The following is a 19,052-nucleotide window of genomic DNA, read 5'->3' as shown; positions in this document are numbered from 1 at the left end:
CGTTCTGCTCGCGGGTTAGGGTCGACGCATGTCACGCCGACCGATGAGGTTCGCGCGGCAGGCGCTGCTGCTGCAGATCGGTCTGATCGCGCTCGTCGTCGGGATCGGGTTCGTCCTCGTCGCGTCCCTGCTGGACCGGGCACTGGTGGACCAGTTCGGGCAGCGCGCGCTCGCGGTGGCGCACGCGGCCGCCGCGGACACCGACCTCGCCGCCGCGGTGGCGCGCGACGACCGCAGCGGGACGGTGCAGGAGCGCGCGGAGCAGATCCGGGTCAACACCGGCGCGCTGTTCATCGTCATCGCCGACCGGCGCGGCATCAGGCTGGCGCACCCGGACCCGAGCAAGATCGGCGAGCCGGTGAGCACCGATCCGAGCGAGGTGCTGGCGGGCAACGACGTGGTCGACGTGCAGCGCGGCACGCTCGGGTTCTCCGCGCGCGGCAAGGTCCCGCTGCGCGACCGCACCGGAACCGTCGTCGGGCAGGTCAGCGTCGGGTTCGACACCGAGGACATCGACCACGCCCTGCTGCGGCTGCTGGGCACCACGGCGGTGTTCACCGGCGGTGCGCTCGTGGTCGGCGTGATCGGCGCAGCACTGCTCACGCGCGGGCTCAAGCGCCGGACGCTGGGCCTGGAGCCGCACGAACTGGCCGACCTGGTGCGCGAGCGCGAGGCGGTGCTCTACGGCATCGGGGAGGGCGTGCTGGCCGTCGACGCCGACGGGCGGGTGTCCTTCGCCAACCAGGAGGCCGAGCAGCTGCTGGGCACCGGCGTGACGCCCGGGACGCCGGTGCGCGAGCTGGAGGTCCCGTCCCGGCTGCGCAGCGCGCTGGAGAGCGGGCAGCCGGTGCAGAACCTGATCACCGTGGCCGGGGATCGGGTGCTGGTCGCCAACCACCGCCGGGTCAGCCGCGACGGTGCGGACCTGGGCAGCGTGCTGACCCTGCGCGACCGCACCGATCTGGAGGTGCTCAGCCGCGAGCTGGAGTCGGTGCGCGGCATGACCGACGTGCTGCGCGCGCAGCGCCACGAGTTCAGCAACCGGCTGCACACCCTGTCCGGACTGCTGCAGACCGGGCACCAGGAGGATGCCGTCGCCTACCTGCAGGCGCTCACCAGCGGCCCGGTGACCGGGCTGGGGCCGGCGGCCGATGCGGTGCGGGATCCGGTGCTGCTGGCGTTCCTGGCGGCGAAGAAGGCCGTCGCGGCGGAGAAGTCGGTGGTCCTGGAGCTGGGGGAGACCAGCTGGGTGCCGGGCCGGGTGCGCGCACCGGTGGAGGTGACCACGGTGGTCGGCAACCTGGTGGACAATGCCGTGACCGCGGCGCAGCTCGGCGAGCGGCGGCCTGCCCGGGTCGAGGTCGATCTGCTCGCCGACGGTGCGACGCTGCACGTGTCCGTTGTGGACAGCGGGCGCGGCGTTCCGCCGGAACTGCGGGAAGATCTGTTCGTGGAAGGGGTTTCCACGAAGGACGGCGACCACGGGCTGGGGCTGGCGCTGTGCAGGCAGGCCGCCCGGAGCTTCGGCGGCGACGTGCGGTTGGCCGACCCGGGCGACCCGGCCGAGCGCGGTGCGGTGTTCCACGCGTGGCTGCCCGGTGCGGTGGCGGAGACGGAGGAGGGTGCATGATCCGCGTGCTGGTGGTGGAGGACGACTTCCGGGTGGCCCGGGTGCACGCCGAGTTCACCGAGCGCGTCGCCGGGTTCCAGGTGGTGGGTACCGCGCACTCGGCCGCCGAGGCCCGCGACCTGATCGTCTCCTGCCACCCCGACCTGGTGCTGCTGGACAACTACCTGCCCGACTGCGCGGGCATCGCGCTGCTCGCCGACCTCGACGTCGACGTGATCATGCTGACCGCGGCCGCCGACGCCGCATCGGTGCGCGCGGCGCTGTCCGCGGGCGCGCTGAACTACCTGGTCAAGCCGTTCACCGCGGAGCAGCTCGCGGACCGGCTCAGCGCCTACGCGCGCTACCACGCGCGGCTGTCGCCGACCGGCGGCCAGGTCGGCCAGGACGAGATCGACCGCGCGATGCGCCTGCTGCACGAAGGCGACAGCCCCGGAGCGCCGAAGGGCCAGTCCGCGGTGACCTCCCGCCTGGTGCAGGACGCGCTGCGCTCGGCGGACGGCCCGCGCTCGGCGGCGGAGATCGCCGCCGAGCTGGGCATCGCCCGGGCCACCGCCCAGCGCTACCTCGCCGGCCTGGCCCAGGACGGCAAGGCCCGCATGACGCTGCGCTACGGAGCCAGCGGCCGCCCGGAGCACCAGTACGAGTCGAGCGGCACCTGACGGACCGCGATTTCAATTGAAATCAGACGTCCGATTTCAATTGAAATCGCGGATCCCGGTCAGGCGACGTGGGCCGCCGGGGGCAGGGCGGTGCGGGCGCCCCCGGGCCACTGGGCCGGTTCCGGGCCCAGTTCGACCAGCTGGCGGACCTGCAGCTCGCACCACGGCGACACCTCGGTCCGGCCGGAGAGCACCTCGGCGCTGAACTCCTTCCAGTTCACCCAGCGGGTCTCGGCGACCTCGTCGGGGTTGGGCTCCGGGGTGCGGTCGGTGAAGGCGAAGAACACCGGGCACATCTCGTTCTCGACCACCCCGTTGGGCATCACGGCGCGGTAGCGGAAGCCGGGCAGCGCCAGCTCCAGCCCGCGCACGGACAGGCCCAGCTCCTCGCCGAGCCGCCGGGTGATCGCGGCCTTCATCTCCTCCTCGGGCGCCGGGTGGCCGCAGCAGGTGTTCGTCCACACGCTCGGGAAGGTCTTCTTGTGGTGCGCCCGCTGGGTCAGCAGGAACTCCCCGCGCTCGTTGAAGACGTAGCAGGAGAAGGCCAGGTGCAGCGGCGTTTCCCGGTGGTGCACGGTCGTCTTGTCCTCGACCCCGATCGCCTGACCGGACTCGTCGAGCAGTACCACCTGTTCCACTGGTGAGACCTCCATGGGTTGCTGTCCGCTGCGGCCACCCGGGTGGGTCGCCGGTCAGTGCCCTCGGGGCACCAACACCACTTTGCCGTAGGTCTGCCGATTCTCCAGGGCGACATGCGCGGCGGCCGCCTCGGCGAGCGGGAACGGCGGGCCGACCAGCGGCTTCAGGCTCCCGTCGGCCAGCGCGGCCAGCGCCTCGTCCTCCAGCTCGCGCATACCGCCGGGCACGTCCTTCAGCAGGTTCGGGCCGAGCGCGACCGTGGCGGCCACCGAGCGGTTGATCAGGTCGTCGGAGGTGAACCGGTGCTCGCCGAACTCCCGCCCGTACATGACGATCCGGCCACCGGCGCCGATCAGGTCGAACGCCGCCCGCCCGTAGGCGCCGCCCGCGCCGTCGAGCACCAGGCTGACCGGGCGGCCGAGCTCCTCGCGAACCCGGTCCGCCCAGCCTTCCTCGGTGTAGTCCACCGCCAGGTCCGCGCCCAGCTCGCTGACCTTGCCCACCTTTAGCGGGCCGCCCGCCGCGCCCACCACGGTCGCGCCGATGTTTCGGGCGTGCTGGACCGCCAGCGCCCCGATGCCACCGGCCGCCGAGGTGACCAGCACGACGTCGTCGCTGCTCGGACGGGCGATGCGCAGGATGGACATGGTGGTGCGCCCGGTGCCGATCATCGCCACCGCCGCGGTGGGATCGGTGCCCTCCGGCAGCACCTGCACCGCCTCGACCTCGCGCACCGCGAACTCCGCGTAGCCGCCGCTGGCCGGGCCCAGGTGGGCCACGACGTGCCGCCCGAGCCAGTCGGAGGCCACGTCCTCGCCGATCTCGTCGACGATCCCGGCCACCTCGCGGCCTGGCGTCATGGGCAGCTCGGGCGGGCCGTACGGGCCGATGCCGCTCTGCCGGATGAAGGTGTCGACCACGTGGACGCCGGCCGCGGCGACCGCGATGCGGACCTGCCCGGGGCCCGGGTGCGGATCGGGGACCTCTTCGTGGCGGAGGACCTCCGCCGGGCCGAACTCGTACTGCCGGATCGCGCGCATGCCGTGCTCCTGTGCTCGTGGAAGTGGGCGTGAGCGCGGTGTCCGCGCTCACGCCCACGACGTTAGGAGCTCGACCTAGCTGGAGATCAAGACCGATTTCGGGATCAGGCGACCAGGATGCCCGCGATGGCGGCGCTGAGCAGGTTCGCCAGGGTGCCGGCGATGATCGCGCGGACCCCGTCGCGGGCGATCCAGCCGCGCTTGGACGGGACCATGCCGCCCAGGCCGCCGAGCAGGATGCCCAGCGAACCGAGGTTGGCGAAGCCGGTGAGCGCGAAGGTGATGATGACCGCGCTCTTCTCGCTGAACTGGGCGATCTGCGGGCCGAAGTCGGCGAACGCGACGAACTCGTTGAGCACGAGCTTCTGGCCGAGGAAGCTGCCCGCGGACACCGCCTCGTCCCACGGCACGCCGATCACCCACATCAGCGGCGAGAACACGTAGCCCAGGATCTGCTGCAGCGTCAGGTCGCCCAGCCCGAACAGCCCGCCGACGCCGCCGACGATCAGGTTGACCAGCGCGATCAGCGAGATGAACGCGAACAGCATCGCGCCGACGTTCAGCGCGAGCTTCAGGCCGTCGGAGGCGCCGGAGGCCGCCGCGTCGATGACGTTGCGCGGCTTGTCCTCCACGGCCTCGGTCACCGGCTCCTCGCCCTCGGCGGAGTCGGCCTTGGCCGCGCCGGGCGCGTCGGCCTCCTCGGTCTCCGGCTCCTTGCTCGCCGGCATGATGATCTTGGCCATCAGCAGGCCGGCGGGCGCGGCCATGAAGCTGGCCGCGATCAGGTGGTCCAGGCTCGCGCCCAGCATCGCGTAGCCGACCATCACGGTGCCCGCCACGGTGGCCAGGCCGCCGGTCATCACCGCGAAGAACTCCGAGCGGGACATCTTCGGCAGGTACGGCCGCACCATCAGCGGCGCCTCGGTCATGCCGAGGAAGATGTTCGCGGTGGCGTTCAGCGATTCCGGCTTCGTGGTGCCCAGCAGCTTCTGCAGGCCACCACCGATGATCCGGACCACCCACTGCAGGATGTTCCAGTGGTAGAGCACCGCGGTCAGCGCCGAGATGAACACGATGATCGGCAGGACCTGGAAGGCCACCACGGTGCCCTCGGTGGGCAGGATCGGCCCGACCATGAACTCGATGCCCTCCTTGGAGGAATCGAGCACCTTCTGCACCGCGCCGCTCACCGCGGACAGCGCCTGCTTGCCCAGGTCCCAGCGCAGCACGACGAACGCGAACAGGATCTGGATCGCCAGCGCCCCGAGCACGGTGCGAGGATTGATCGCGCGCCGGTTGGTCGACATCGCGAATGCGATCAGCAGCACGACGAGCATGCCGCCAATACCCCACAAGACCTGCACGTGCATCAGCCTTCTCTCCGGTGAACGCCGCGCGCGCGGCGTGACGTGGAACTCGGGCGATGCTCGCATGCAGGTCAGAGGTCGTGCACAGGGGACTGTCATTTGTGACTGGTGTCTCCTGCGGAACCGATCGCCCCGGGCGCGGCCACCGCACCCGGGGCGACCGGGCGGTCACCGCCCGTTGTGCAGCGGGACGGTGATCTGCTTCAGCCAGGTGCCGGTGGCGAAGTCGCGGGCCTTGATCAGCACGTCGCGAGGACCGACCTCGATCTGCAGGCCCTGGTTGAGCGCCCGGGTGGTGGTCTCCTCGCCGCCCTCGCCGTTGTCGCGCCAGCCGGTCTCGATCGCGCCGGTGTTGACCACGGTGAAGCCCTCGAGGTTGCCGGATCCCGGCACCACGCGCCGCACCGTCCAGTCGGGCAGCTCCAGGTGGTAGTGCGTGTGCCCGGTGAAGACGAAGACGTCCGGGTAGCGGCCGAGCGCGTTCAGCAGCCGCTCGGCCTGCAGGTACTCCTTGGCGTAGCTCGCGCGCTGCGTGCCGGAGACGGTGTTGGGCAGCGGGTGGTGGGTCAGCACCATCACCGGGGTGCGGCGCTGCGCCCAGTGCGCGAGCCGGTCCTCCAGCCAGCCGAACTGCTCGTCGCTCATCCACACCTCGTCCCACAGCTTCGGGTCGTGGTAGTGCGAGTAGCGCTCGGTTCCCAGGCACAGCAGCGGGACGCCGCCGAAGGACGTCTCGGTGTAGACGGTGTCGCGCCCGGTGAAGCGGTAGAAGCTGGCGAACAGCGACTCCTCGGTGGTGCCGTTGGGCCAGGTGTCCTGCGCCAGGGTGTTCGGGTCGCGCCACTTCGGCACGTAGAACTCGTGGTTGCCGATGACCCAGGCCAGCTCCGCCGGGTGCGGGTGCTTGTCCAGAGTGGACTTGACCGCGTCGTACTCGAAGTCGTAGCCGCGCGGGGTGATGTCGCCGACGATGCCGAGCCCGGCGCTGCCCGGGTTGATGGCGGCCAGATCGTCCAGCGCCCGGCCGAAGTCGGCGAGGTCGCCCTGGATGTCGCTGATCAGGTTGAACCGCACCCGGTTCGCCGCGTGCGGCGGTGGTGCGGCCTGCGCCGTGCCGCTCAGCGCGGCGGTCGCCGCGACCGAACCACCTGCTGCGACCAGGAATGACCGACGGTCCATCAGGCTGTTTCCTCCTCCGGCTCCGGAATTCGGGCAGGCGGACGGTAACCGGGCGGAACGCCGTGCCGGTGGACGTCCGGTGGATTCCCGCCGAACTCTCCGGACGGCTGTGGTGAATCCGGGAAAGCGCGGCGGGCGGCGAGTTCCCGTCAAACCCGCCGCGGCCCGCGCTCCGGTGGATACGTTCCGCCCGAACCGGCCTGGCCCGGAAGAAGGGATGTGGCATGCCGAAACGACCCGTACTGGCGACCGCGACCGCGTTGGCCGCGGTGTCGGCCCTGGCCCTGCCCGCCAACGCGGCGAGCGCACCGGCCGAGGTCGCACCGCTGACCGGCGTCGCCGCCGTGCAGGAGCACCTGCAGGAGCTGCAGAGCATCGCCGAGGCCAACGGCGGCAACCGCGCGGCGGGCACGCCCGGCTACAAGGCGTCGCTGGACTACATCAAGGCGCAGCTGGACGGCGCCGGGTTCGCCACCACGATCCAGGAGTTCAACGCCATCGGCGGCACCACCTACAACCTGCTGGCCGAGACGCCCGGTGGCGACGCCAACAGCGTGGTGATGTTCGGCGCCCACCTGGACAGCGTGAGCCGCGGCCCGGGCATCAACGACAACGGCACTGGCTCGGCGGCGATCCTGCAGGCGGCGCTGGACTACGCCGGCAGCGGCGCGACGCCGAAGAACAAGCTGCGCTTCGCCTTCTGGGGCGCCGAGGAGCAGGGCCTGGTCGGCTCGCAGCACTACGTGGACTCGCTGCCGCAGGCCGAGCAGGAAAAGATCGCCGCGTACCTGAACTTCGACATGGTCGGCTCGCCGAACGCGGGCTACTTCACCTACGACGGCGACGACTCCGACGGCGAGGGCGCCGGGCCGGGGCCGCAGGGCTCGGCGGAGATCGAGAAGCTGCTCAACGACGCGCTGGCCCAGGCCGGTGCGGAGACCGAGGGCACCGACTTCGACGGCCGCTCCGACTACGGGCCGTTCATCGCGGTGGGCATCCCGGCGGGCGGCACCTTCACCGGCGCCGAGCAGCGCAAGTCCACCGAGCAGGCCCAGAAGTGGGGCGGTCAGGCGGGTCAGGCGTTCGACCCGTGCTACCACCAGTCGTGCGACACGGTCGACAACGTCGACACCCAGGCCCTGGACCGCAACCTCCAGGCGATCAACGCCGCGGTGACCGCCTACGCGGAGCAGTTCCCCCAGCAGTGAGGTTTCTCCGACCTCGTTCTGCGCGGCCGGTGCGGGGTTGCGGCTACCAACCAGGATGAAAAGCTCAGTCGTAGCGCGGTGTCCGTGAGGCGGGCTGTCCCAGCCGGGGCCGCCCGCCTCACGCGTCCCGCACCGAGCGCAGCGCGATCAGGTGCGCCAGGAGGATCGCCAGCACGCCGCCGGCGAGCTTGCCCGCCAGCAGCGGCAGGATGAGGTTCGGCTGGAAGTTCGCGGTGAACGCCAGGTGATCGCCCACCAGGAACGCCGCGCACACCGCGTAGGAGATGCACAGCACCTTGTCCTTCGCCGGCATGTGCTGCACGAGCCGGAACAGCGCCAGCACGTTCGCCGAGGCCGCGAGCAGGCCCGCGGTGCCCTCCGGGCTCATCCCGATGCGGCGTCCCAGCGCGCCCAGCGGCCGGGTCAGCCCCTTGCGCAGCACGTAGACCATCGGGAACGCGCCCGCCAGCATGATCCCGATGTTGCCCGCCACCTCCAGCGCCCGGTACTGGTCCTCGGCGTCGGCGATGACCGGGTCGAAGCCCCAGCCGCCCAGCAGCGCGCTGAAGACGCCGGTGAAGTGCTCGACGATGGACACCGCGAGCACGATCTTGAGCGCGGCGTCCAGGAAGCGCCCGAACCACATGAACAGCCGGATCATCGCCGTCGGCCACAGCCGCAGCGCCACCGCGAGCACCACCACGAACGCGATCAGCGGCACCAGGTTCAGCAGCATTGCCGAAGTGTCCAAACCGGACAGAGGCGCGTCCGACGGCGCGTCGGCGGAGACCTCGCCGCGCACCGTCGTCCCGCTGACCAGCAGGATCGTCGTGGTGACCAGGACGGCGACCGGGATGGCGAGTACGCCCGACATCACGCCCAGCGCCAGGAACCGGTGGTCGGCGCGGTCCAGGACGGCCAGCCCCACCGGCACGGTGAAGATGATCGTCGCGCCGGCCAGGTAGCCGACCACCGAGGCCATGATCCAGCCGCCGGTCGACTGCGCAGTGGCCTGCGCCAGCTGGTAGCCGCCCATGTCCACCGCGATGAGGCTCGTCGCGGCGATCGCCGGGTCCGCACCGATCGCGCCGAACAGCGGTCCCGCGGTGCGCTCGACGAAGGCCGACAGGTAGGGGATCGCGGCCATGATGCCGGCCACCGGGAGGAAGATCTGCCCGATCGAGCGCAGGCCCTCGACGAACTCGCGGCCCAGACCGGTCTCCGCGTCGCGGATCGAGGCCACCGCGCCGACGAGGACGAATCCCATCATCAGGTAGATGATCGAGTTCCCGACGAGCTCCATCGCGGGTGCCTCCGGGTCAGCCGAGCAGCGGGCGGAGGTGGTCGTTGAGGAAGGTGCCGTCGGGGTCGAGCTCCCGCCGCACGTCGAGGAAGGTGCCGAACTCGTCGAACAGCTCGGTCATCCGCTCCCGCGTCATGAAGTGGAGCTTCCCCCAGTGCGGCCGCGCCCGGAACTCCCGCAACCGCTCGTCGACGGCGCGCAGGAACGGCCAGTAATCGGTGCCGGGCTCGCCGGAGACGGAGATGACGGTGGTCGCCCGCCGGTGGTTCGGCGACAGGTAGGCCTCGTCCGCGGCGGTCCACCGCACCTCGATCGGGTAGCGCTGGTCGGGGTGCTCGGTGCGCATGAGCTCGCGGATCGCGCTCACCGCGGTGAACCCGTGCTCGGCGGGGACCATGTACTCCATCTCGTGGAACGGCGTGTCGTACCCGCCCGGGTAGATGCGGTAGGCGCGGTCGACCCGGTGGCCCACGGTGGAGACGATGCCGTCCGGCTCGGCGACCTCGACCTCGTCGTAGATCTTGACGTAGCAGTGGTCGGCCATCGGCTGGTCCGGTGGCGCGGGCAGCTGGTAGAGGTCGACGGATTCGTCGCCGGGGCACCAGAAGAAGGAGAAGTGCCGGTGCCGCGCGATCAGCTCGTCCCAGGCCTCGGCGATCTCCTGCCACGGCCGGTAGCTGATCTCCTCGGTGAGGTGGTAGGCGGGGGAGACGGCGAGCTCGACCTCCAGCACCACGCCCAGCGCGCCGATCGCGACCTGCGCGGCCCGCAGCCGCCGCGGATCGGATTCGTCGATCTCGACGACCTCGCCGCTGCCGTCGACCAGCCGGACGCGGCGCAGCGCGGCGGAGAAGCTCGGCAGGTCGATGCCGGAGCCGTGGGTGCCGGTGGCGATGGCACCGGCGATCACCTGCTTGTCGATGTCGCCCTGGTTGGTCAGCGACAGCCCGGCCTCCCACAGCGGCGGGCCGAAGTCGCCGACGGTGGTTCCTGCCAGCGCCGATGCCCGCAGGCGCGTCGGGTCGGTGGCGGTGATGCCGGTCAGGCGAGTCAGGTCGAGCAGCATCCCGCCGGTGGTGACCACCGGGGTGAACGAGTGCCCGGCGCCTGCGACCCGGACGTTGAGCCCGCGGCCTATCGCGTGCCGGACCGCTGCGATCACCTCGTCCTCGTCGCGGGGTTGGGCGAACACCGCGGCGGTGCAGGTCTGGTTGCCCGCCCAGTTGGTCCAGATCCGGTCGGTGGTCGGCAGGTCGGTCGAGCTCATGCGGCGCCTCCGGTGACCTCCACGTGCGGGATTCGGCCGTCGTGGCACACGTTTCCGCAGGTCTGCGCGCGGCGAAAGGGTAGGACGGGTGATGTGGCACGCCGATCGGGTGCGGTGGATAGTCTGCCCGGTGGGTTCGTTCGTCGGGAGGTGCCGGATGGCGCAGCTGGAGGCCGTGGGGGTGCTGGCGGCGAATCTGCGCGCGCTGCGCGCCGATCAGGGGCTGTCGCTGTCCGAGGTGGCGCGGCGCTCCGGGATCGCCAAGGGCACGCTGTCCCAGCTGGAGTCGGGGGTCGGCAACCCGACGATCCAAACGGTGTTCAGTTTGTCGAACGCTCTGCAGGTGCCGGTGTCGACGCTGCTGACCGAGCGGACCGAGCCCGACGTGGTTCTGGTGCGCTCGGCCGGGCTGGAGGTGCTCAGCAGCAACGCCGTCGACCTGCGCATGCTGCGCCGCCTCGACCTGACCTCGGCGGTGCTCGAGGTCTACGACCAGCGGGTGCGGCCGGGCGAGGTCCAGCACTCGCACGGGCACCCGGGCCGCGAGCACGTCGTGGTCACCGAGGGAACGCTGCGGGTGGGACCGGTGGACGCGCCGTACGAGCTGGGACCCGGTGACTACGTCTGCTTCCCGGCGCAGGGGCCGCACACCTACGAGACGGTGGGCGGACCGGTGACCTCGGTGCTGCTCCTGGAGTACCCGAGCGAGGCGGAGAGCCCGGTGCTCCGCCACCACCCGTCCCTCGCCTAGGTGCGTGCCCCTCGCCTGGGTGGTCGTCCCTCGCCTGGGCGGTCGAGGGCTCGGCGTGTCGGGCGAACGACACGCCGGTGCGCGTCCGGAACTCCGCAATTTCAATGGAAATCGCACGTGCGATTTCCATTGAAATTGCGTGCCCGGGTTGGGGGTTGACCGGGATCGCGGTGGGGCTTAGCGTCGGGAGTGTTCATTTTAGTGAACACTTGGTGGTGGGCATGGCTCAGTTCCCGGACATCGTGGTGGTCGGAGCCGGCATCGTCGGTGCCGCCTGCGCGGAGGCGTTGAGCTCCGCAGGGCTGGTCGTCCAGGTGCTCGACCGGCACGCGCCCGCGGCGGGCACCTCGGCGGCGGGCGAGGGCAACGTGCTGGTCTCGGACAAGCCGCCGGGAGCGGAGCTGCGGCTCGCGCTGGCGAGCCGGGAGCGCTGGCCCGAACTGGTGGACGATCTGCGCGAAGAACTCGGTGGCGCAGCGGATTTCGAGTGGGAAGCCAAGGGCGGTGTCGTCGCCGCGACCACAGTGGACGATGCTGTCGCACTGGAGAAGTTCGCGGCGGAGCAGCGTGCGGCCGGTGTCGATGCGCGGATCCTGGCTCCGGGCGAGGCACTCCAGCTCGAACCGCACCTGACGCGCGAAACCGCGCTCGCCGTGCACTACCCGCAAGATGCGCAGGTCCAGCCGGTGCTGGCGGCGTCCGCGCTGCTCGCAGCCGTGCGGAAGCGTGGTGGAGCGGTGCGGAAGGCAACCGCTTCCGGCGTGACGCGCGGAGCCGACGGCAGGGTGACCGGCGTGCGCACTGATCGGGGAGTTCTCCCCTGCGGCGCGGTGGTGAACGCGTGCGGTCCGTGGTCGGCGGAGTTCGCCAGGGCTTGCGGAGCACCGATCGCGATCCATCCGCGTCGCGGCGTGGCCCTGGTGACGGCGCCGGTCCCGGTGGGCACCGTGCGGCACAAGGTCTACGACGCGGACTACGTCGGCGCGGTGGAGAGCGGCGACGCCGACCTGCAGACTTCCACGGTCGTGGAGAGCACCCGGGCCGGCACCGTGCTGATCGGGTCCAGCCGCGAGCGCATCGGCTTCGACGACACCATCCGGACCCACGTCCTGCGCGAGATCGCCCGCAAGGCCGCCGCGCTGTTCCCGGTTCTCGGCCGGGTGCCGGTGATGCGCGCCTACGGCGGGTTCCGCCCCTACGCCCCGGATCACCTCCCGGTGATCGGCGAGGACCCGCGCGTGCCGGGGCTGTGGCACGCGACCGGCCACGAGGGTGCGGGCGTCGGTCTGGCCGCGGCCACCGGCCGGCTGCTCGCGGATCTGGTGACCGGCCGAGCCCCGCAGGTCGATCCGGTGCCGTTCCGGGTCGACCGTCCCGCCCTGCTGGAGGAAGTGCCCAGCTCTGCTCAACCGCACCTCAGGGGACCGTGATGCAACCCAGCCGCAAGAAACCGCGAGAACGCACCCCCGAACGCGACCACCACTGTGAATCGCGCAGAGGCGGGACTGAATTCGCCGTCGAAGTCGACGGGACGCGGGTGATCGCGAAGCCCGGTCAGACGGTGGCGGCGGTCCTGATGACGATCGGCCGCACCTCGTGGCGCAGCACGCGGCAGCGCGGGAAGCCGCGCGGCCTGTTCTGCGGTATCGGTGTCTGCTTCGACTGCCTGCTGGTGGTGAACCAGGTGCCCGATGTCCGCGCGTGCCAACGGCTCGTGGCGCCTGGTGATGTCATCCGGACTCAGCACGGGGCCGAACTGGGAGGCGATTCGTGAGCGTCGTGGTCGTCGGCGGGGGACCTGCCGGGATGAACGCCGCGGTGCAGGCCGCGCGTGCCGGTGCCGAAGTGGTGCTGGTGGACGGCGCCGAACAGCTCGGCGGGCAGTTCCACCGTCAGCAGCCGAGCGAGTTCGCGGCCCGGCGACCTGGGCGGATACAGCGCGGTTGGCGGACTTTCCGAGCTCTCCGCGACGAGATCCTGACACATCCCCGCATCCGGTACCGGCCGCGCAGCCAGGTCTGGGCGCTGGAGGGCGACCAGGTGCACGTCCAAAGTGGACCGGCGGATGCGCCGGAACGCACTCCGCTCGTACTGCGCGCCGACGCTCTGGTGCTCGCGACCGGTGCGCATGACCGGGTGCTGCCGTTCCCCGGCTGGGACCTGCCCGGCGTGTACAGCGCGGGTGCGGCGCAGGCGATGGCGAAGGGCCAGCGGATCGCGGTCGGCCGCCGTGCCGTGGTGGCCGGGACCGGGCCGTTCCTGCTGCCGGTGGCCGAATCCCTGCTCGACGTCGGGGCCGAGGTCCGCGCTGTGCTGGAGGCGGGCAACCCGCTCGCCTGGTTGCGCCACGCCCGAGCCGCGCAGTTCCACAAGCTCGGCGAGCTGGCGGGATACGCGGCCAGGTTCGCGGGCCGAGTGCCCTACCGCATCCGCACGGCGGTGGTCGCAGCACACGGCGACGAACGGGTTCGCGAGGTCGAGGTGGCCGACGTGGACGGCAACTGGGAGGTGATCGCCGGTTCCGAGCGGCGGATCGAGACCGACGCCCTGTGCGTCGGGCACGGATTCGTCCCGCGGCTGGAGCTGGCGCTGTCCGCCCGGTGCCGGCTCGTGGACGGTTTCGTCGCGGTCGACGCGGCCCAGCGGACGTCGACGCCGGGCGTGTTCGCCGCAGGTGAGCTGACCGGCATCGGCGGAGCGGATCTCGCCGCCGCGGAAGGAGCGGTCGCCGGGTCGGCCGCTGCCGTGCACGTGGGGGCCGCCACCTGGGACGACGTCGAGCCGCAGGTCCGCCGAGCGCTCCGGGAAGTACGCAGCGGCCGTGAATTCGCCCGCGCGCTGGCGGCGGCGCACCCGATCGGCTCCGGCTGGCCGCGCTGGCTGACCCCGGACACGACGATCTGCCGGTGCGAGGAAGTCCCGTACCGGGAGCTGGAAGCGGCGGTGCGGCAGCGGGGCGCGCGCAGCGTCCGGTCGCTGAAGCTGCTGTGCCGGGTCGGCCTCGGCCACTGCCAGGGCCGGATCTGCGGCCGCACCGCGACCGAACTCGCCGAGGAGCTGATCGGCGAACCGCTGCCCGACCGCGACACGACCTCCCGCCGGCCGATCGCCACCCCGATCCGCCTCGCAGACCTGGCCCGAGCCCCAAAGGAGTGCAGATGAACGACCCTGTGCCAACCTCAGCACTGCCCAACCGCACCCCAGGGGGCCGTGACGCAACCCAGCCACAAGAAACCCCGAAAACGCAAGATCGGCACCGAACGCAACCATCACTGAAAAACGCGGAGTGGCGGGACAGTGTTGTGGTGGCGACTGCGCTGCCCTATGCCGAGGACCCCTCGGCCCCGGCGGGTCTGCGCGTCGACTACGACAGCTACGCCGAGCACTGCCGGTGGGTGGTCGACAACGGCTGCAGCGGCGTCGGCCCGAACGGTTCGCTCGGCGAGTACTCCTCGCTGACGCCCGAAGAACGCCGCCAGGTCGCCCGGACCGCGATCGAAGCGGTGGGAGAGCGGGCCACGGTCGTGGTCGGCGTGCACGCGCCCAGCGCGCACGAAGCGCGGCACTGGGCGGAACTGGCGGCCGAGGACGGCGCGGACGGCGTGCTGTGCCTGCCGCCGACGATCTACCGCGCGAACCGCGGCGAGATCCTGCACCACTTCGAGCAGGTCGCGGCGGTGGGGCTGCCGGTCATGGTCTACAACAACCCCATCGACACCAAGGTCGACCTCACTCCCGACCTGGTGGGCGAGATCGCGCAGATCGACGGCATCGCCGCGATCAAGGAGTTCTCCGGGGACGTGCGGCGGGTGCTGGAGATCCGCGAGCGGGCACCGGGCCTCAACGTCGTGGCCGGTGCCGACGACGTGGTGCTGGAGTCGCTGCTGATGGGCGCGGGCGGCTGGTTCGCGGGTTTCCCGAACGTCTTCCCGGCCGAGTCCGTCGAGCTCTACGACCTCGCCCGCCGCGGCGAGGTGGCTGCCGCGCGGGCGCTCTACGAGCCGCTGGTGGCCGCGTTCCGCTGGGATTCGCGCACCGAGTTCGTGCAGGCGATCAAGCGCGGCATGGAGGTCGTCGGACGCCGCGGCGGCCCGTGCCGCCCGCCGCGCGGTCCTCTGCCCGCGGAGATGCGCGCGCAGGTCGACGCCGACATGCAGCGGGCCGTGCAGCACCTGAAGGAGCGGTGATGCGCGCCAAGCGGTACTTCAGCGCGGTCGACTCGCACACCGAGGGCATGCCGACCAGGGTGATCACCGGTGGTGTCGGGGAGATCCCCGGGCCGACGATGGCCGACAAGCGCCTGCACTTCCTGGAGAACCTCGACCACGTCCGGGAGCTGCTGGTCAACGAGCCGCGCGGGCACTCGGCGATGAGCGGCGCGATCCTGCAGCCGCCGACGCGGCCGGACGCGGACTGGGGCGTGCTCTACATCGAGGTGTCCGGCTGCCTGCCGATGTGCGGGCACGGCACCATCGGCGTGGCCACCGTGCTGGTGGAGACCGGGATGGTGGAGGTGACCGAGCCGGTCACCGTGGTCCGGCTGGACACCCCGGCGGGCCTGGTGCGGGCCGAGGTCGCGGTGCGCGACGGGCACGCCGAATCGGTGACCATCCGCAACGTGCCGTCGTTCGCCGTCGACCTGGACGCGGTGGTGACCGTGCCCGGGTTCGGTGAGATCCGCTGCGACATCGCCTTCGGCGGCAACTTCTACGCGATCACGTCGCTGGCCGATCTCGGCATCCCGTTCGACAAGGCGGAGAAGGGGCGGATGCTGGACGCGGGCCTGGCGATCATGGCCGCGCTCAACGAGCAGCGCCGCCCGCAGCACCCGCTCCACGCGGAGATCGCCGGGTGCAAGCACGTCTACCTGGAAGCACCCGGCAGCGACGCGGCGCACTCCCGCCACGCGATGGCGATCCACCCCGGCTGGTTCGACCGATCTCCTTGCGGCACCGGCACCTCCGCGCGCATGGCGCAGCTGCACGCGCGTGGCCAGCTCGGCCTGAACACCGATTTCGTCAACGAATCCCTGATCGGAACGCGCTTCACCGGCCGCCTGGTGGACACCGCGCAGGTCGGCGACCGGCCCGCGGTGATCCCGACGATCACCGGCCGCGCCTGGATCACCGGCACGGCCCAGTACCTGCTCGACCCCACCGACCCGTTCCCCACCGGTTTCACCCTCTGAACCCGGCGACGACCGGTCGCGGGCCCGGTCGGGTGCTGCCAGGCTGGCCGCTGTGACCGACATCCGCGCCGTGCACACCGCAGATCTGGATCCCACCACGACCAAGGCCGTTCACACCCTGCTCCAGGACGCCTTCGACGAGCTCTCCGAGCAGGACTGGGACCACTGCCTCGGCGGGGTCCACGTGCTGGCCCGGGAAGGCGATGACCTGATCGGGCACGCGTCGGTGGTCCAGCGGCAGCTGCTGCACGGCGGCCGGGCGCTGCGCGCCGGGTACGTGGAAGCGGTCGCGGTCCACGGGGGCCACCGGCGCCGGGGGATCGGTGGCCTGCTGATGGCGGAGATCGAGCGCGTCGTCCGCGGTGCCTACGATCTCGGAGCGCTGGGCGCCGGCGACGAAGGCGCGCTGCTCTACGCGAGCCGCGGCTGGCAGCGCTGGCGGGGCCCGACCTCCGCGCTGACGCCGGCCGGTGTCGAGCGCACGCCGCAGGAGGACGGGAGCATCTTCGTCCTGCCGGTGGACGTGCCGCTGGACCTCACCGGCGAGCTCACCTGCGACCACCGCGCAGGCGGCCTCTGGTAGCTCCGACCAGGGCGAACAACCGCAGCAAAATGGTTCGCGGCCACTATCACAGGCGTGATAGCTTCCGCTGCGTACCCGCACGGGCGCGGGACGTCGCGGTCACGTCGGCCGTGCTGATGACCTGACGGACTTCTGCGGAGCCAGGGGGAGACGACTGCCATGGGGCACGTTGAGTTGCAGAAGGTGCACTACGTCCTGCCGGACGGGCGGGTGCTGCTCGACGACGTCTCGTTCCGGGTGGGCGACGGGGCGAAGGCCGCGCTGGTCGGCCCGAACGGCGCGGGCAAGACGACGCTGCTGCGGCTGGTGTCCGGTGACCTCGTGCCGACCGAGGGCAGCATCATCCGCTCCGGTGGGCTCGGCGTGATGCGCCAGTTCATCGGCCATGCGCGCGACGATTCGACGGTGCGCGACCTCATGGTCTCGCTGGCCCCGCAGAGGCTCCGCGCGGCGGCGGAGAAGCTGGAGCGGACCGAGAACCGGCTCATCGAGCAGGAGGACGACGCGACGCAGCTGGCCTACGCCGAGGCGATCGCGGAGTACACCGACGCGGGCGGCTACGACGCGGAGGTGCTCTGGGACGTCTGCTGCACCGCGGCGATCGGCGTGCCCTACGACCGGGCGCGCTTCCGGGAGCTGCGCAAGCTCTCCGGCGGCCAGCAGAAGCGGCTGGCGCTGGAGGCGCTGCTGCGCGGCCCGGACCAGGTGCTGCTGCTCGACGAGCCGGACAACTACCTCGACGTGCCGGGCAAGCAGTGGCTGGAGGAGCAGATCCGGGAAACGCCGAAGAGCGTGCTGTTCGTGACCCACGACCGGGAACTGCTGCACCGCACGGCGAACCGGATCGTGACGGTGGAGCTCGGCGCGGTGGGCAACCGCACTTGGGTGCACGGCGGTGGTTTCGCCACCTATGACCAGGCGCGCGAGGACCGGACGTCCAGATTGGAAGAGCTGCGCCGCCGCTGGGACGAGGACCGGGCGAAGCTGGTGCGCCTGGTCCAGATGCTGAAGCAGAAGGCGTCCTACAACGACACCATGTCCGCCCGCTACCAAGCGGCGCAGACCAGGTTGCGCAAGTTCGAGGAAGCGGGCCCACCGGAGGCGGTGCCGCGCAAGCAGCGGGTCCAGGTCAAGCTCGCGGGCGGGCGCACCGGAAAGCGCGCGGTCGTCTGCGAGGACCTGGCGATGGATGGGCTGACCAAGTCGTTCACCAGCGAGATCCGCTACGGCGAGCGCATCGCGGTGCTCGGCGCGAACGGCACCGGCAAGTCGCACTTCCTGCGGCTGCTCGCCCGCGGCGGCAGCGACGACGTCCCGGTGCCGGACCAGGAGGCGCTGACGCCGGTGGCGCACACCGGCCTCGCGCGCCTGGGCGCGCGCGTGGTGCCGGGCATGTTCGCGCAGACCCACGAGCACCCGGAGTTCGCCGGGCGAACGCTGCTGGAACTGCTGATGGGCGGCGGTGAGCGGCGCGCGGGCATGACCCGCGAGCAGGCCAGCCGCCTGCTCGCCCGCTACGACATCGTGCAAGCGGCCCAGCGGCCGTTCGACACGCTCTCCGGCGGTCAGCAGGCCCGGTTCCAGATCCTGCTGCTGGAGCTGGAGGGCGCGAACCTCCTGCTGCTGGACGAGCCGACCGACAACCTGGACGTGGTCTCGGCGGACGCCCTGCAAGCAGGACTGGACGAGTTCGACGGAACGGTGGTCGCGGTGACCCACGACCGCTGGTTCGCCCGCTCCTTCGACCGATTCCTGGTCTTCCACGCCGACGGCCGGGTGCGCGAGTCGGCCGAACCGGTCTGGCAGGAGTAGGACCGGTGGCCGGGCCGGGGGCAGGCCCGGCCACCGGGAGGACCGGCGCGCTGTCGGGGAGGGAGTCGACGCGCCGGTCCGGTCAGGAAGTCTTCGGCTGCCCGGCTTCGGGCAGCGGCGCGGTATCACCGGGCCATTCGCGCAGCCGGTGGCGGCCGGTGTACTCGGCGGCGCGCTCGGCCTCGACGTCGCCGATCAGCCGCCACACGTCGTGGGAGCCGTCGCCGGAAGCCCCGTGCTGCCGGTGGGACGACGGTAAGAGCAGCATCGCGAAGATGATGACGTTGATGGCGACGAGAGTGCCGAACTGGAGCCAGAACACGATGCGTCCTCCAATCGTCCGAAGTGGATTCTCAACGAGCTGACCGCTTGGCGCATCCCTGACCGCGAAGCCCCGCAGGCCCGCGCCTGGTGCTGCGAGTCGGA

General features: G+C 71.6%; 18 protein-coding genes. 11 read left to right on the top strand and 7 right to left on the bottom strand.

Features of this window, described 5'->3' with window-relative positions:
• Window positions 1-28: 28 nt before the first annotated feature.
• Window positions 29-1,630 carry a sensor histidine kinase gene (locus tag ATL45_RS00390; RefSeq protein WP_246025087.1) on the top strand — a complete coding sequence of 534 codons (1,602 nt, stop codon included), beginning with the start codon at window positions 29-31 and terminating at the stop codon, window positions 1,628-1,630.
• Entirely contained in the window at window positions 1,627-2,289 is a 663-nt protein-coding gene (locus ATL45_RS00385; protein WP_093157036.1) for a response regulator, read from the top strand. The genes ATL45_RS00390 and ATL45_RS00385 overlap by 4 nt, the downstream gene beginning before the upstream one ends.
• A gap of 59 nt (window positions 2,290-2,348) precedes the next feature.
• Here the strand turns inward: ATL45_RS00385 and idi are convergent, their stop codons facing one another.
• The 4 genes from idi to ATL45_RS00365 form a co-directional block, all read right to left on the bottom strand.
• Entirely contained in the window at window positions 2,349-2,927 is a 579-nt protein-coding gene (gene idi, locus ATL45_RS00380; RefSeq protein ID WP_093157034.1) for an isopentenyl-diphosphate Delta-isomerase, read from the bottom strand.
• A 54-nt stretch (window positions 2,928-2,981) separates the two neighbouring features.
• On the bottom strand, window positions 2,982-3,968 hold the full coding sequence (locus ATL45_RS00375) for a zinc-binding dehydrogenase (protein ID WP_093157033.1): 987 nt from the start codon (window positions 3,966-3,968) through the stop codon (window positions 2,982-2,984).
• Window positions 3,969-4,072: 104 nt separating this feature from the next.
• On the bottom strand, window positions 4,073-5,338 hold the full coding sequence (locus tag ATL45_RS00370) for a NupC/NupG family nucleoside CNT transporter (RefSeq protein WP_177242047.1): 1,266 nt from the start codon (window positions 5,336-5,338) through the stop codon (window positions 4,073-4,075).
• A gap of 165 nt (window positions 5,339-5,503) precedes the next feature.
• Window positions 5,504-6,514, bottom strand: coding sequence for a DUF4073 domain-containing protein (locus tag ATL45_RS00365; protein ID WP_093157031.1), 1,011 nt, complete (start codon window positions 6,512-6,514; stop codon window positions 5,504-5,506).
• Between the two features lie 224 nt (window positions 6,515-6,738).
• On the opposite strand from ATL45_RS00365, the gene ATL45_RS00360 reads away from it, so the two are divergent.
• Window positions 6,739-7,722 (top strand): M28 family metallopeptidase, encoded by a 984-nt coding sequence (locus ATL45_RS00360; RefSeq protein WP_093157030.1) that lies wholly within the window; start codon window positions 6,739-6,741, stop codon window positions 7,720-7,722.
• A 118-nt stretch (window positions 7,723-7,840) separates the two neighbouring features.
• Here ATL45_RS00360 and eutH read toward each other — a convergent pair whose 3' ends face one another.
• Window positions 7,841-9,025, bottom strand: a complete 1,185-nt coding sequence (gene eutH, locus ATL45_RS00355; RefSeq protein ID WP_093157028.1) for an ethanolamine utilization protein EutH — start codon at window positions 9,023-9,025, stop codon at window positions 7,841-7,843.
• Window positions 9,026-9,041: 16 nt separating this feature from the next.
• Window positions 9,042-10,292, bottom strand: coding sequence for a D-arabinono-1,4-lactone oxidase (locus tag ATL45_RS00350; protein ID WP_093157027.1), 1,251 nt, complete (start codon window positions 10,290-10,292; stop codon window positions 9,042-9,044).
• A gap of 157 nt (window positions 10,293-10,449) precedes the next feature.
• Here ATL45_RS00350 and ATL45_RS00345 point away from each other — a divergent pair, with 157 nt between their 5' ends.
• From ATL45_RS00345 to ATL45_RS00310, 8 genes are all read left to right on the top strand, one after another.
• On the top strand, window positions 10,450-11,043 hold the full coding sequence (locus ATL45_RS00345; protein WP_093157025.1) for a helix-turn-helix domain-containing protein: 594 nt from the start codon (window positions 10,450-10,452) through the stop codon (window positions 11,041-11,043).
• Between the two features lie 221 nt (window positions 11,044-11,264).
• Window positions 11,265-12,473, top strand: a complete 1,209-nt coding sequence (locus ATL45_RS00340; RefSeq protein WP_093157024.1) for an NAD(P)/FAD-dependent oxidoreductase — start codon at window positions 11,265-11,267, stop codon at window positions 12,471-12,473.
• A complete protein-coding gene (locus tag ATL45_RS00335) occupies window positions 12,473-12,817 on the top strand; it encodes a (2Fe-2S)-binding protein (protein ID WP_093157123.1) in 345 nt (114 codons plus the stop codon). The genes ATL45_RS00340 and ATL45_RS00335 overlap by 1 nt, the downstream gene beginning before the upstream one ends.
• The gene (locus tag ATL45_RS00330) at window positions 12,814-14,205 is read left to right on the top strand and encodes an FAD/NAD(P)-dependent oxidoreductase (protein ID WP_093157022.1); all 1,392 of its coding nucleotides are present in this window, start codon (window positions 12,814-12,816) and stop codon (window positions 14,203-14,205) included. The genes ATL45_RS00335 and ATL45_RS00330 overlap by 4 nt, the downstream gene beginning before the upstream one ends.
• 143 nt (window positions 14,206-14,348) lie before the next feature.
• Window positions 14,349-15,230, top strand: coding sequence for a dihydrodipicolinate synthase family protein (locus tag ATL45_RS00325; protein ID WP_246025085.1), 882 nt, complete (start codon window positions 14,349-14,351; stop codon window positions 15,228-15,230).
• Window positions 15,230-16,231 (top strand): proline racemase family protein, encoded by a 1,002-nt coding sequence (locus ATL45_RS00320; protein WP_093157019.1) that lies wholly within the window; start codon window positions 15,230-15,232, stop codon window positions 16,229-16,231. The genes ATL45_RS00325 and ATL45_RS00320 overlap by 1 nt, the downstream gene beginning before the upstream one ends.
• Before the next feature lie 52 nt (window positions 16,232-16,283).
• Window positions 16,284-16,814, top strand: coding sequence for a GNAT family N-acetyltransferase (locus ATL45_RS00315; RefSeq protein WP_093157017.1), 531 nt, complete (start codon window positions 16,284-16,286; stop codon window positions 16,812-16,814).
• Window positions 16,815-16,973: 159 nt separating this feature from the next.
• Window positions 16,974-18,626: an ABC-F family ATP-binding cassette domain-containing protein gene (locus tag ATL45_RS00310; RefSeq protein ID WP_093157016.1), complete on the top strand. Its 1,653-nt coding sequence runs from the start codon at window positions 16,974-16,976 to the stop codon at window positions 18,624-18,626.
• An 82-nt stretch (window positions 18,627-18,708) separates the two neighbouring features.
• On the opposite strand, the gene ATL45_RS00305 is transcribed toward ATL45_RS00310, so the two are convergent.
• Window positions 18,709-18,948, bottom strand: a complete 240-nt coding sequence (locus ATL45_RS00305) for a hypothetical protein (RefSeq protein ID WP_093157014.1) — start codon at window positions 18,946-18,948, stop codon at window positions 18,709-18,711.
• Between the last annotated feature and the right edge of the window lie 104 nt (window positions 18,949-19,052).

The organism is Saccharopolyspora antimicrobica, from assembly GCF_003635025.1.
In the GTDB taxonomy this organism is placed as follows: domain Bacteria; phylum Actinomycetota; class Actinomycetes; order Mycobacteriales; family Pseudonocardiaceae; genus Saccharopolyspora; species Saccharopolyspora antimicrobica.
The sequence above is the reverse complement of the archived record's forward strand: the minus strand, read 5'-3'. Positions and strand labels throughout refer to the sequence as shown.

Bases quoted from the DNA above. Each gene is read 5' to 3' on its own strand.
- ATL45_RS00390 (WP_246025087.1), top strand. From the start codon at position 29: ATGTCACGCCGACCGATGAGGTTCGCGCGGCAGGCGCTGCTGCTGCAG.
- ATL45_RS00385 (WP_093157036.1), top strand. From the start codon at position 1,627: ATGATCCGCGTGCTGGTGGTGGAGGACGACTTCCGGGTGGCCCGGGTG.
- ATL45_RS00375 (WP_093157033.1), bottom strand. From the start codon at position 3,968: ATGCGCGCGATCCGGCAGTACGAGTTCGGCCCGGCGGAGGTCCTCCGC.
- ATL45_RS00370 (WP_177242047.1), bottom strand. From the start codon at position 5,338: ATGCACGTGCAGGTCTTGTGGGGTATTGGCGGCATGCTCGTCGTGCTG.
- ATL45_RS00365 (WP_093157031.1), bottom strand. From the start codon at position 6,514: ATGGACCGTCGGTCATTCCTGGTCGCAGCAGGTGGTTCGGTCGCGGCG.
- ATL45_RS00360 (WP_093157030.1), top strand. From the start codon at position 6,739: ATGCCGAAACGACCCGTACTGGCGACCGCGACCGCGTTGGCCGCGGTG.
- eutH (WP_093157028.1), bottom strand. From the start codon at position 9,025: ATGGAGCTCGTCGGGAACTCGATCATCTACCTGATGATGGGATTCGTC.
- ATL45_RS00350 (WP_093157027.1), bottom strand. From the start codon at position 10,292: ATGAGCTCGACCGACCTGCCGACCACCGACCGGATCTGGACCAACTGG.
- ATL45_RS00345 (WP_093157025.1), top strand. From the start codon at position 10,450: ATGGCGCAGCTGGAGGCCGTGGGGGTGCTGGCGGCGAATCTGCGCGCG.
- ATL45_RS00340 (WP_093157024.1), top strand. From the start codon at position 11,265: ATGGCTCAGTTCCCGGACATCGTGGTGGTCGGAGCCGGCATCGTCGGT.
- ATL45_RS00335 (WP_093157123.1), top strand. From the start codon at position 12,473: ATGCAACCCAGCCGCAAGAAACCGCGAGAACGCACCCCCGAACGCGAC.
- ATL45_RS00320 (WP_093157019.1), top strand. From the start codon at position 15,230: ATGCGCGCCAAGCGGTACTTCAGCGCGGTCGACTCGCACACCGAGGGC.
- ATL45_RS00310 (WP_093157016.1), top strand. From the start codon at position 16,974: ATGGGGCACGTTGAGTTGCAGAAGGTGCACTACGTCCTGCCGGACGGG.